The following is a 13,999-nucleotide window of genomic DNA, read 5'->3' on the forward strand; positions in this document are numbered from 1 at the left end:
CTCGCTTCCCCAGCAGATGCTGGATTCAGCGTGTCCAAGAACCGGGGTCAAGGCCCGGGCCCGCGCCAGGTCGTCGTCGACACCGACCGGGTGCTGCCGGCGCTCACGGCGCGGCCGGTCACCGGCGACGACCTGCCCACCGACCTCGCCGACTTCATCGGTGCCGGTTTCGACGTGGCCGCGGCGGTGCCGGTGCGGCTACGGCTGTGGCGCCTGAACGAGCACGCCCATGTCCTGGCGGTGGTGGTGCACCACATCGCCGCGGACGGCTCGTCGATGGCGCCGCTGGCCCGCGACCTGATGCTCGCCTACACCGCCCGCACCGGCGGGACGGACCCGGATCGGGCGCCGCTGCCGGTGCAGTACGCCGACTACGCCCTGTGGCAGCGCCGGCTGCTCGGCGACCCGGACGACCCGACCTCCCTCGCCGCCGCGCAGCTGCGGTTCTGGCGCGACACCCTCGCCGACGCCCCCGAACTGCTGCCGCTGCCCACCGACCGGCCGCGCCCCACCCAGCGCAGCTTCCACGGCGCCCTGCACCGCTTCACCGTGCCCGCCGACGTGCAGCGGCGCCTCGAGGCGCTGGCCGCCGAGCACGACACCACCGTGTTCATGGCCGTGCACGCAGCGTTCGCGGCGCTGCTGGCCCGCCTGACCGGCACATCCGACATCGTCATCGGCTCCCCGGTCGCCGGTCGCGGCCACCGCGCCCTCGACGACCTGGTCGGCATGTTCGTCAACACCGTGGTGTTGCGCACCCCCGTCGACGGGGCGCTGTCGTTCACCGACCACCTGCACCGCACCCGCGAGATCGACCTCGCGGCCTTCGGGCACACCGAGCTGCCCTTCGAGACCCTCGTCGACGTGCTCGCCCCGGCCCGCGAGACCGACCGGTCCCCGCTGTTCCAGGTGGTGCTCGAATACGGCAACACCGAACGGGCCCACCTGGTGCTGCCCGAACTCGAGGTCGACGCCCTCGACCCGGAGCTGCCCGTCGCCAAGTTCGACCTGCAACTGACCCTGCAGGATCCAGACCCGACCGGAACAGGGGAGAGCGACGGAATGCCCGCGGCGTTCACCTACGCCACCGACCTGTTCGATCCCGACACCGTCGCTTCCTTCGCGCAGCGGCTGGTGCGGCTGCTCGACGCGGTCACCGCCGACCCGCACCGCCCCATCGGCGACGTCGACCTGCTCACCGACGACGAACGTCCCACCGCCCCGGCGCCGCTGCGCCCGGCCACGGCGAGCGTGCTCGGCTCCGCCTCGGCGTCGCTGCTCGATCTGTACGCCCGCGGCGCCGGACTCGACCCGGCGGCGATCGCGGTCACCGCCCCCGACGGGACGCTGCGCTACGACGAGCTCACCGACCGGGTGCAGCGCCTGGCCCGGCTGCTCGTCGAGCACGGCGCCGGACCCGACCGGCTCGTCGCCGTCGCCCTGCCGCGCGGCACCGACCTGATCGTCGCGCTGCTCGCCGTATTGCACAGCGGCGCCGCCTATCTGCCCATCGACGTGGCGTTCCCCCCGGACCGGCTCGCGTACATGTTCGACGACGCGGCCCCGGTGTGCCTGCTCACCACCGCCGACCACGCCACCGCTCTGCCCCCGCACACCCCGCCGATCGTGGACCTGCACGACCCGGCCGTGCGCACCCGCCTCGACGAGATGCCCAGCGGCGGTGACGGATTGCCACGCGTGCACCCGGAGGCGGCGGCGTACGTCATCTACACCTCCGGCTCCACCGGCCGCCCCAAGGGCGTGATGGTCCCGCACCGCACCGTCGTCACCCTGCTCACCGACACCACCGAGATGTTCGGTTTCGACGCCTCCGATGTGTGGACACTGTTCCACTCCTACGCCTTCGACTTCTCGGTGTGGGAACTGTGGGGCGCCCTCGCCCACGGTGGCCGGCTCGTCGTCGTCGACTACCACACCGCCCGCAACCCGCAGGAATTCCTGGCACTGCTGCGCCGCGAACGGGTCACCGTGCTCAACCAGACCCCGACGGCCTTCTACCAGCTCATCGACGCCGACCGCGCCGCCGGCACCGACCTGCCGGCGCTGCGCCGGGTGATCTTCGGTGGGGAAGCCCTCGACTTCGGGCAGCTCGACCGCTGGTACCGGCGCCACGACGACACCGCCCCGACGCTGGTGAACATGTACGGCATCACCGAGACCACCGTGCACGTCACCGCCCGCACCATCACCCGCGAACTCGCCGCCACCGCCGCGGCAAGCCTGATCGGCCCACCGTTGCCGTCGCTGCGCCTGCACATCCTCGACAACCGGCTGCATCCGGTGCCCACCGGGGTGATCGGCGAACTGTACGTCTCCGGCGCCCAGCTCTCCCGCGGCTACCTGCACCGCCCCGATCCGACCGCCACCCGGTTCGTCGCCGACCCGCACGGCGCCCCCGGCGACCGGATCTACCGCACCGGGGACCTGGCGCGCCGCACCCGCGACGGCGAGATCGAATATCTCGGCCGCGCCGACTTCCAGGTGCAGCTGCGCGGTTTCCGCATCGAGCTCGGCGAGATCGAAGCGGCGCTGCTGCGCGCCCCCGGTGTCGGCCGCGCCGTGGTCGTCGTCCACACCGACCCGACCTCCGGTACCGACCGGCTCGTCGGCTACGCGGTACCCGAACCCGGCCACGACCTCGACGTCGACGTGGTGCTCGAGCATGCCGCCGGGGAACTCGCCGCGTACATGCTGCCGTCCACCCTGATGGTGCTCGACACGCTGCCGGTCACCGCAACCGGCAAACTCGACCGGCGCGCACTGCCCGCCCCCGACTTCGCCGCCCGCACCACCGTCTCCCGCGCCCCCGCGCGCGGCCACGAAACGGTGCTGGTGGAACTGTTCGCGCAGGTCCTCGGTCTGCCGACGGTGGGGGTGGACGATTCGTTCTTCGCCCTGGGCGGCGATTCGATCATGTCCATCCAGCTGGTCTCCCGCGCGAAGGCCGCCGGCCTGGACCTGACTCCGCGCGAAGTGTTCGAACACAAGACCCCCGCCGCGCTCGCCGCCGTCGTCGGCACCGCCACCCCCACCGAAACCCTCGCGGAACTACCCGGCGGTGGGGTCGGGGACATGCCGCTACCGCCGATCGCGCACTGGATGCTCGACCGCGGCGGCAGCATCGGCCGCTACTCGCAGGCGCTGCTGCTGCGCCTGCCCACCGGCCTGGACGCGGCGACGCTGCGGGCGATCGTTACCGCGGTCCTCGACCGGCACGACATGCTGCGCGTGCACCTGCACGCGGTGCCGGACGTCCCCGGCGGACACGTCCTGCACGTGCCCGCCCCGGGCAGCGTCGACGTCGACACCGTCATCCACCGGGTGCCGGTGACCAGCGCCGCGGACAGCGACGACTTCTTCGCCCTGGCCGCCGCCGAACTCGACGCCGCCGCCGACCGCCTCGACCCGCACAGCGGGCGGGTGGTGCAGCTGGTGTGGTTCGACGCCACCAGCGGCGCCGGCCGACTGCTCATCGTCATCCACCATCTCGCCGTCGACGGGGTGTCCTGGCGCATCCTCGTCCCCGACCTGGCCGCCGCGTGGGCGGCCGCCGCGGCCGACGGCGCCACGAGTGGTGCGCTGCTGCCCCTCCACACCGGCACCAGCGTGCGCCGCTGGGCCCACGCCCTGCGTGACGCCGCCCCCACCCGCCGCACCGAACTCGACTTCTGGCGCGCCATGCTCGACGGACCGAACCCGCCGCTCGGGCACCGCCCCTTCGATCCGGTCCGCGACACCAACGCCACCGTCATCACCGTCGCCACCGAACTGCCCACCTCCGTCACCGAGGCGCTGCTCACCGCCGTGCCCAACGCCTTCCACGGCGCCGTCGACCACGGCCTGCTCACCGCACTCGCCCTCGCGGTGGCGGCGTGGCGCCGCGACCGCGGCCACCACCCGGCCCAGCTGCTGCTCAACCTCGAAGGGCACGGCCGCGACAGCAATGCCGCCGCCGGCGCCGACCTGTCCGGCACCGTCGGCTGGTTCACCACCATCCACCCGCTGCGCCTGGACCTGACCGGCATCGACCTCGACGACGCGCTCGCCGCCGGCCCGGCCGCCGGTCGCGCCGTCAAGACCGTCAAGGAACACCTCGCCGCCGTCCCCGACCACGGCACCGGCTTCGGGCTGCTGCGCTATCTCGACCCCGACACCGCCACCGAACTCGCGAACGCACCGACGCCGCAGGTCAGCTTCAACTATCTCGGCCGCCCCACCGCCGGGGTCACCGACACCGACACCCCCTGGCTGCCCATCGACGGCTTCCCCCACGGCGGGGCACAGAGCCCGGACATGCCCGCCGCCGCGGTGCTCGACATCAACGCCGTCACCACCGACACCCCTACCGGGCCGGTACTCGAGGTGCACTGGTCGTACCCGGCCGGGCTGCTCGACGACACCGACGTCACCGCCCTCGCGCACCACTTCGCCACCGCCGCCACCGCACTGACCCGGCACACCCGCAGCCCGCACGCCGGTGGCCTGACCCCCTCGGATCTGCCGCTGGTGCGACTGCACCAGGACGTCATCGAACGCCTCGAGCAACGCTACGGGCCCCTGGACACGGTGTGGCCGACCGCGCCGCTGCAGACCGGGCTGCTCTTCCACGCCCTGCTCGCCGGGGACCGCCCCGACGCCTACATCGTGCAGCTCGTCCTCGACCTGCGCGGCGAGGTCGACGCGAGCCGGATGCGCCGCTCGCTGCAACTGCTGCTCGACCGGCATCCGGCGCTGCGCGCGGCGTTCCCCGCCGCCGGCGACGGACACGTCCAGGTCATCCCCACCCACGTGGAGGTGCCGTTCACCGTCGCCGACACCAGCGACGACCCCGACCCGGACGACGCCGCCGCGCAACTGCTCGCCCTCGATCGACGCACCCGCTTCGACACCGAGACCACGCCGCTGCTGCGCGCGACCGTCGTGCACACCGGCCCGGGCCGGCACCTGCTGGCGTTGACGAACCACCACCTGTTGCTCGACGGCTGGTCCACCCCGGTGCTGATCCGGGAACTGCTGATGCTCTACGCCACCGACGCGGACCAGCGGGCACTGCCCCCGGCGCCGCACTACGGCAGCTACCTCACCTGGCTCGCAGACCGCGACCCGGAAGCCTCCCTCGACGCCTACCGCCGCGCCCTCGCGGGGGTGGACGAACCGACCCTGCTCGCCCCGCAGCACCGCCCCGGCACCACCGCCGGGATCTCCGAGGACCTCGACCTCGACCTGGACACCGCTCTGTCGGTGCGGCTGAACGACACCGCCACCGCCCGCGGCGTCACCGTCAACACCCTCGTGCAGACCGCCTGGGGTGTGGTGCTCGGCGCCCTCACCGGCCGCACCGATGTGGTGTTCGGGGCGACCGTCTCCGGGCGGCCACCGCAGATCCCCGGCATCGAGGCGATGGTCGGGTTGTTCATCAACACCGTCCCGGTGCGCATCACCGTGCGGCCCGACGACACCGTCGGTGCGCTCGTCGACCGGGTGCAGGCCGAACAGGTCGCCCTGCTCGATCACCACCATCTCGACCTGGGCACCCTCGACCGGCACCTCGGGGCCGCCGTGCGATTCGACACCCTCACCGTCTTCGAGTCGTACCCGGTCGAACGCGCCGGTCTCGACCGCGACACCGACCTCGGCGGCATGCGGGTCGCCGACATCACCGGCCGCGACGCCGCGCACTACCCGCTGTCGGTGGTCGTGCACACCGACACCGCGGTGCACCTGCGCATGAAATACCTGCCGGAGGTCTTCGACCGCGACGCCGTCGCCGCGATCGCCGCGCGCATCACCGCTGTGCTCGACGCACTCACCGGCGACCCGGCCGCCCCGATCACCGCGCTGCCGGCACTCACCGCCACCGAGCAGGACGCGCTGCTGCCGGTGCACGGCCCGGCCGGGGGCAGCGACGTCGCTCTGCCGCAACTGCTCGCCGCGACCGCCGCCGCACACCCGGACCGGCCGGCCCTGCGCGAGGGGGAGCGGGTGCTCACCTACCGCGAACTCGACGAACGCTCCACCCGGCTGGCGCGGGTGCTGCTGCGCCGCGGCGCCGGACCGGAGACCTTCGTCGCCCTCGGCATCGCCCGCTCCGTCGAGTCGGTGACCGCGATGTGGGCGATCACCAAGACCGGGGCGGCGTTCGTGCCCGTCGACCCGCGCTATCCGGCCGAACGCGTCGCATTCATGCTCGACGACTGCGGCGCCACCGTCGGTGTGACCACCACCGCACACCGCGACCGGCTCCCGGACACGGTGCCGTGGCTGCTGCTCGACGACCTCGACCGCGACGCCGCGGGCGAGGACACCACCACGATCGACGACACCGACCGCCCCGTCGCGCTGCGGCTCGATCATCCCGCCTACCTGATCTACACCTCCGGCTCGACCGGCCGCCCCAAAGGTGTGATCACCACCCACCGCAGCCTGGACAACTTCGCCCGCGACCAGCGCAGCCGCTTCGGTGCCGGACCCGGCGCGCGGGTCATGCACGTCTCGTCGCCGAGCTTCGACGCGTCGATCTTCGAATACCTCCTGGCGTTCGGGTCCGGCGCCGAACTGGTGATCGTGCCCCCGCACATCGTCGGCGGCGCCGAACTCGGCGCGCTGCTGCGCGAGCAGCGGGTCACCCACGGGTTCATCACCCCCGCCGCGCTCGCCTCCCTCGACCCAGCGGATCCGACCGACCTCACCGATCTCGCGGTCGGTGGGGAGGCGTGGCCGGCGGACCTGCAGGCCACCTGGGCGCCCGGGCGGCGTCTCGTCGACGCCTACGGGCCCACCGAGACCACCATCATGGCCGCGATCAGCGACCCCCTGGGCGTCGACGACCCACTGACCCTCGGCGGTCCGCTGCGCGGGGTGCACGCCGTCGTCCTCGACACCGCGCTGCGACCCGTGCCGTTCGGTGCCGTCGGTGAGCTGTATCTGGCCGGCTGGGGCCTGGCCCGCGGCTATCACGCCCGGCCCGCGCTGACCGCCGCCCGGTTCGTCGCCGACCCCTACGGCGCCCCCGGCGAACGCATGTACCGCACCGGGGACCTGGTGCGCTGGGTCGGTGACCTCGACCGGCGGGATCTGCGCATCGAATACGTCGGCCGCAGCGACTTCCAGATCAAGATCCGCGGCTTCCGCGTCGAACTCGGCGAGATCGACGCCGTGCTCGCCGCCCACCCGGCCGTCGGATTCGCCGCCACCGTCGCGCACCGCGCCCCGAGCGGAGAGACGGTCCTCGTCGCCCACCTGCACCCCGCACCCGGCGCCGACATCGACCACGCCGCAGTGAAATACCATGTCTCCGAGCATCTCCCGGCGCACATGGTGCCCACCGTCATCAGCGTGCTCGACGAGATCCCGCTGACCCCCGTCGGTAAACTCGACCGCGCCGCCCTGCCCGCACCGAACCTGACCGCCGGCACCGGCGACCGTCCGGCACCCACCGACCCGCTCGAGTCGCTCGTCGCCGACGAACTCGCCGACGTGCTCGGCCTCGACCGACTCGGCGTCGACGACAACTTCTTCGACCTCGGCGGTAACTCACTGCTCGCCACCCGCGCCGTCGCCCGCCTCGGCGACCGGCTCGGCCGACCCGTGCCGGTGCGCGCCCTGTTCGAAGCCCCCACCGTCGCCGCGCTCGCCGCACACCTCGACCACCGGCCCACCACCGAGGTCGAGGAACCCACCGCCGACACCATTTCCGGCCCGATCGCCGGACCGCGCCCCGAGCACATCCCCCTCTCCCCGGCGCAGCAACGACTGTGGTTCATCAACCAGTTCGATCCGACCTCCGCCGCCTACAACATCCCCCTGGCGATCCGGTTGTCCGGGCATCTGTCCCCGGCCGCGCTCGGCGCCGCCCTGCACGACGTGCTGGCCCGGCACGAGAGCCTGCGCACCATCTACCCGGCGTCGGCGGCCGGGCCGCACCAGCGGATCCTCGCCGCCGCCGACGCCCCGCTGCCGCTGGACGTGGTGCCCGCCGGGGAGGACACCGTGCACACCGCCATCGCCGACTTCCTCGGCGCCGGATTCGACGTCACCGTCGACATCCCGGTGCGGGCACGGGTGTTCTCCTTCGGCCGCGACGACCATCTCGCCGTGCTGGTCGTACACCACATCGCCGCCGACGGCGGCTCCACCGGCCCGCTGGCCCGCGACCTGATGATCGCCTACGCCGCCCGCAGCCGCGGCGAGACCCCGGCGTTCGGACCGCTGCCGGTGCAGTACGCCGACTACACCCTGTGGCAACTCGACCGGCTCGGCGACCCGGACGACCCCGGCACCCTCGCCGCCGACCAGACCACCTACTGGCAGCAGCGCCTCGCGGGGCTGCCGGAGGTGCTGCCGCTGCCCACCGACCGGCCCCGGCCGCCGCAGCAGTCCTTCCGCGGCGACATCACCCGCTTCACCGTCGACGCCGATCTGCTCGCCCGGCTGCAGCAGCTCGCCGCCGTCCGGCACAGCACCGTGTTCATGACCGTGCACGCGGCGTTCGCGGTGCTGCTCGCCCGCCTGTCGGGCAGCGACGACATCGCCGTCGGCTCGCCGGTCGCCGGTCGCGGACACCGCGCCCTCGACGATCTGGTGGGCATGTTCGTCAACACCGTCGTGCTGCGCACCGCGGTGCCCGCGCACGCGTCGTTCACCGAGCTGCTCACCGCCGTCACCGACAGCGACCTCGATGCCTTCGCGCACGCCGACCTGCCCTTCGACCGGGTCGTCGACGCGCTCGCCCCGACCCGCTCGACCGCACACTCACCGCTGTTCCAGGTCTCCATCGAATTCCACACCGCCGAACTGCCCGCGGTGGAACTGCCGCACCTGAGCGTGCAGGGCGTCGCCCTCGACCCGACGGTGTGCAACTTCGACCTCGAACTGCTCATCGGGGAGAACGCCGAAGGTGGCCTCGACGCCGCCTTCGTCTACGCCACCGACCTGTTCGACGCCGAGACGGTGCGTGGCTTCGCCGACCGGTTCACCCGGCTGCTGCACGCGATCGCCGCCGACCCGCACCGTCCCGTCGGCGATCTCGACCTGCTCACCGCCGCAGAGCACACCGCGCTGGTGCCCGCCATCGGACCGCAGGCCGAACCGGCGGTGCTGTGGCCGCACCTGCTCGACACCGCCGTTGCCACCGCCCCGGACGCGGTCGCGGTCGTCGACGACGACCGGCAGGTCACCTACCGCGAACTCGACGCCCGCGCGCACCGGCTCGCGCGGCGCCTGCTCGACCGCGGCGCCGGACCCGAACAGGTGATCGCCCTGGCGATCCCGCGCTCGCTCGAATCGGTCACCGCGGTGTGGGCGACGGTGCGCAGCGGCGCGGCATTCGTGCCGGTCGACCCCACCTATCCGGCCGACCGCATCACCTTCATGCTCGACGACAGTGCCGCGCGCATCGGCATCACCGTCGCCGCGCACCGCGACGCGCTGCCCGACGAGGTGGACTGGCTCGTCCTCGACGACCTCGACCTCACCGCCGGGCCGGTCACACCGATCGACGACGCGGACCGGCCGACGGTGCTGCGCCCGGATCAACCGGCCTACCTGATCTACACTTCCGGCTCCACCGGCCGCCCCAAGGGCGTGGCGGTCACCCACCGCGGCCTGGCCTCCCTCGCCCGGGAGGAACGCGACCGTCTGCAGGTCACCGCCGCGGCCCGGGTGTCGCATCTGGCGTCGCCGAGCTTCGACGCGTCGATCTTCGAGCAGATGATGGCGCTGTGCGCCGCGGCGACGCTGGTGATCGTGCCACCGCACGTCTACGGCGGCGACGAGCTCGCCGCGGTGCTGCGCGCACAGCGGGTCAGCCACGCCTTCATCACCCCCACCGCGCTGTCCTCGCTCGACCCGCACACCGTCCCCGAACTGCACACCCTGCTCGTCGCCGGCGAAGCACTCCCACCGGAGCTGGTGGCACGCTGGGCGCCGTCGCGGCGGGTGATCGACGCCTACGGTCCCACCGAGGCGACGATCATGACCTCCCTCGGCGAGCCGCTCACCGTCGGCGAACCCGTCACCATCGGCACCCCCAGCCGCGGTTTCCACGCCCTGGTCCTCGACGGGCGGCTGCAACCCGTCCCGGCCGGGGTGGCCGGGGAACTATATGTCGCCGGGCCGGGTCTGGCCCGCGGCTACCACGACCGGCCCGCGCTGACCGCCGCCCGATTCGTGCCCGATCCCACCGGCACGGGGGAGCGGATGTACCGCACGGGGGATCTGGTGCGGTGGACCACCGATCATCGCCTCGATTACGTCGGCCGCACCGACTTCCAGGTCAAGATCCGCGGCTTCCGCGTCGAACTCGGCGAGATCGACGCCACGCTGACCGCGCACCCGCAGGTGGTCTTCGCCCACACCCTCGGCCACACCGCCCCGTCCGGGCAGACCGTGCCGGTGTCCTACCTCCGCCTCGCCCCCGATACCGACATCACCGCCGCCGAGGTGAAAACGTTCGTCGCGCAGCATCTTCCGCCGCACATGGTGCCGGCGGTGATCACCGTGCTCGACGACATCCCGCTCACCCCGGCCGGCAAACTCGACCGCGCCGCGCTGCCCGCCCCGGATTTCACCGCCCCGGTCGGGGACTACCGGGCGCCGCGCACCGACCTCGAAAAGCTCGTCACCGACCTGTTCGCCGAGCATCTCGGCCTCGACCGGGTCGGTGTCGACGACGACTTCTTCGACCTCGGCGGCACCTCGCTGCTGGCGACCCGGTTGCTACCGGCGCTCGGGGAACGACTCGGGCGGCGGGTGCCGATCGCGTCGATCTTCACCCATCCGACCCCGGCAGAACTCGCTGCACACCTGAGCAGCGGCGAGTCCGAGGAGAGCAACGGCATCGACGAGGCGTTCCGGGTGCTCGTGCCGCTGCGCCCCGGCACCGGCACCGCGCTGTTCTGCATCCATCCCGCCGCGGGGCTGGCCTGGCCGTACAGCGCCCTCGCGCACCGCCTCGACGACGACCGGCCGGTCTACGGTCTGCAGTTGCCGGCCCTGTCCGGTGGTCCGCGGCACGACACCATCACCGCGCTGGCCCGCCACTACGTGCGGGAGATCCGCCGGGTGCAGCCGCACGGCCCATATCACCTGCTGGGCTGGTCGCTCGGCGGGGTGGTCGCGCACGCCGTCGCCGTCGAACTGCGCCGCGACGGGGAGATCGTCGACACCCTCGCCCTGCTCGACAGCCACCTGATGGTCGGGGCGTCCCCGGCCGTCGGCACCCGCGACATGCTGCGCGATCTCGGGCTTCCCGTCGACGACGGTGAGCCGAGCTTCGAACACGCCGCCGCGGTGCTCGACGAGGCGTTCGGGGGCGGCACCGGCCTGACCGCCGCCCACCTCGAACGGCTGCACGCCGGGTCGACCGACACCGCCCGCGCCGCGCGGCGGCACGAACCGGACACCTTCGACGGGGACGCGTTGTTCTTCACCGCGGCCCGCTCGGAGACCCCGGTCCCGGCGGTGGCGGCCTGGCACAACGTGATCGCCGGCGAGATCCACCAGTACCGGCTCGACTGCGATCACCACGAGATGGTGAGTGCCCGGGCGGTGGAGACGATCGTCGCGGTGCTCTCGGCGCGGCTGACCGAGAGCGACGCGGCGCTGCGCCGGTGGGGACGAGTCGCGGTGCAGGTCGCCGGACGCAACGGGGACCGCCGGAACTGACCTCGACGCATCCGCTCACCGGGCCCGGATCTCTCAGCCGAGCCCGGTGAGCGCCGCCGGCGCCCATCCCGGCCAGCGCACCGCACCCACCGGCACCCCGCCGGCGAACCGCGCCACCACCACCGGGGTCCCGGACGCCGTGTCGTACACCGACGCCTGATCGGCGCGGCCGATCGCTTCGGTCACCAGCGGCCACAACCGCCGATAGCGCGCCCGGATCTTGTCCTCGGGCACCGCATGCCCACCGGAGGCCACCCGGTGCTGTACACGCAGCACCGACATCGCCTCGGGCACCAGCATCACGTGCAGCACCACCGTGAACCCCACCTCGTGCGCGCGGTCGATCAACTCCAGCTTCGACGGATGCGAGAACACCGTCTCCGCAATGAACGACCGGCCCTGCCGCAGCAACCGGTCCCGCGCCGCCGCGGCGAGCTGCGCCGCCTCGTACGACATCTCCTCCGCCCGGTCGGGCCAGCGCTGCCGCGCGATCACATCCGCATTGACGAACACGCTGCGCGGCAGCAGGGGAGCGAGGGACAACTCGACGAACGTCGACTTGCCGGAACCGTTGGGACCGACGATCAGATCCAGACGCCTCATGCGTCGTCGAGCACCCGGCGACTACCGTCGGGACGCTGCTCGACCAGCCGGCCTTCGTCGTCGAGCACCACCGTGGTGACCCCACGCGCGGCGAGAACCTCGGCGTAGTCGGTGCGGGCCAGCCCGTCCGCCAGGCGCGCATCGATCTCCGCGTCGAACAGCCGTCCCTCGGCGGCGGTGAGCTCGCTCAGCTCCCGTGTCCCGGCCAGCGCCTCGTGCACCCGGTGCAGGGAGGCGGTCTCGTGGGCGGTCATCGCGCGGCCGATGCGGGCCCAGTATTCGAGTTGCTGGCGTCCGGTGCGGTTCTGGCGGCCACCCTCGGCGATGGCGCTGTCGACGAGTTCGGCGTCGAAGCGGGTGACCTTGTCGGTGGATGACGTCATGACGGCCTCCTGATGTTGCAGTCTGCTACAAGCGTAGCTGTCTGCAACACGCCACGCACCCCCCGAATCCTCCCGCCACCACCCGGTTCGTGACCTCCCGCTACGCACCGCCACCCGGATCGACACCCGATCGAACCCGAGCCGTCGCCGCGGAACCGGCCACGCGACCTACCGTGAGCGAGTACTCCCATCGCCAGGAGGTGCGTGATGACCACGGAGATGCACGAACCCGACCAAGCACGACTCGAGCAGACCCTCGGACAACTCGTCGTCGACATGGGTGCGGCCATGAACGGCGCACTGGTGCTCATCGGCGCCGAACTCGGACTGTGGCGCGCGCTCGACGAAGCCGGCCCGGTCAGCAGCGAACAACTCGCCGACCGCACCGGCATCCGCGAACGCTATCTGCGCGAATGGCTCTCCGCCGAGACCGCCAGCGGCTATCTCACCTACGATCCCGACGCCGGAACGTTCAGCCTGGCACCGGAACACGCCATGGCCCTCGCCCGCGAGGACAGCCCCGTCTACCTGGCCGGCGGCTTCCACCTGATCGGCTCCGTGTACAAGGACCGCAGCCGCATCGCCGAACGCATCCGCAACGGCGAAGGTTTCGGCTGGCACGAACACGATCCCGAACTGTTCGTCGGCACCGAACAGTTCTTCCGCCCCGGCTACCGCGCCAACCTCGTCGACGTGTGGCTGCCCGCCCTCGACGGGGTCGTCGACACACTGCGCGCCGGCGCCACCGTCGCGGACATCGGCTGCGGCCACGGTGTCTCCACGACCCTGCTCGCGCAGGCGTTCCCGCAGTCCACCATCCGCGGCTTCGACTACCACGACGCGTCCATCGCGCGGGCGACGGAACTGGCCGCGGAGGAGGGCGTCGACAACGCCACCTTCACCGTCGCCTCCGCGACCGACTTCCCCGGATCCGACTACGACCTGATCTGCTACTTCGACTGCCTGCACGACATGGGCGATCCCGTCGGCGCACTGCGGTACGCGCGCGGCGCGCTTGCCGACGACGGCGCGGTGATGCTCGTCGAACCGTTCGCCCGCGACAGCCTGCCCGAGAACCTCAACCCGGTCGGCCGGATGTACTACGCCGCATCGACGGTGCTGTGCACCCCGTCGTCCCTCGACCAGCCGGTCGCGCTCGGGCTCGGCGCCCAGGCCGGGGAGCGCCGACTCGCCGACGTCGCGGCCGAAGCCGGATTCGGCACCTTCCGCCGCGCCACCGAAACACCCTTCAACCTCGTCCTCGAAGCACGCCCCTGAAACAGTCTCCGGGACACCGGATCGGACTCATCGGCGACCCCGGCGGCGCC

General features: G+C 72.6%; 4 protein-coding genes. 2 read left to right on the forward strand and 2 right to left on the reverse strand.

Features of this window, described 5'->3' with window-relative positions; all coding sequences use genetic code 11:
- The first annotated feature begins 30 nt into the window (after positions 1-30).
- Positions 31-11,685 carry an amino acid adenylation domain-containing protein gene (locus tag RBB84_RS08340; protein ID WP_350247374.1) on the forward strand — a complete coding sequence of 3,885 codons (11,655 nt, stop codon included), beginning with the start codon at positions 31-33 and terminating at the stop codon, positions 11,683-11,685.
- 33 nt (positions 11,686-11,718) lie between these two features.
- Here RBB84_RS08340 and RBB84_RS08345 read toward each other — a convergent pair whose 3' ends face one another.
- A complete protein-coding gene (locus RBB84_RS08345) occupies positions 11,719-12,288 on the reverse strand; it encodes a zeta toxin family protein (RefSeq protein ID WP_006552790.1) in 570 nt (189 codons plus the stop codon).
- Complete coding sequence (locus RBB84_RS08350; protein WP_016696422.1) at positions 12,285-12,671, reverse strand: hypothetical protein; 387 nt, start codon at positions 12,669-12,671, stop codon at positions 12,285-12,287. Before RBB84_RS08350 ends, RBB84_RS08345 begins: the two co-directional genes overlap by 4 nt.
- 207 nt (positions 12,672-12,878) lie before the next feature.
- Between RBB84_RS08350 and RBB84_RS08355 the strand changes: the two genes are divergently transcribed.
- On the forward strand, positions 12,879-13,949 hold the full coding sequence (locus RBB84_RS08355) for a methyltransferase domain-containing protein (RefSeq protein ID WP_197481790.1): 1,071 nt from the start codon (positions 12,879-12,881) through the stop codon (positions 13,947-13,949).
- Positions 13,950-13,999 lie beyond the last annotated feature (50 nt).

It is taken from the genome of Rhodococcus sp. D-6 (assembly GCF_040256695.1).
GTDB classification, from domain to species: domain Bacteria; phylum Actinomycetota; class Actinomycetes; order Mycobacteriales; family Mycobacteriaceae; genus Rhodococcus; species Rhodococcus pyridinivorans.

Coding starts and splice junctions, on each gene's coding strand:
- RBB84_RS08345 (WP_006552790.1), bottom strand. CDS start 12,288: ATGAGGCGTCTGGATCTGATCGTCGGTCCCAACGGTTCCGGCAAGTCG.
- RBB84_RS08350 (WP_016696422.1), bottom strand. CDS start 12,671: ATGACGTCATCCACCGACAAGGTCACCCGCTTCGACGCCGAACTCGTC.
- RBB84_RS08355 (WP_197481790.1), top strand. CDS start 12,879: ATGACCACGGAGATGCACGAACCCGACCAAGCACGACTCGAGCAGACC.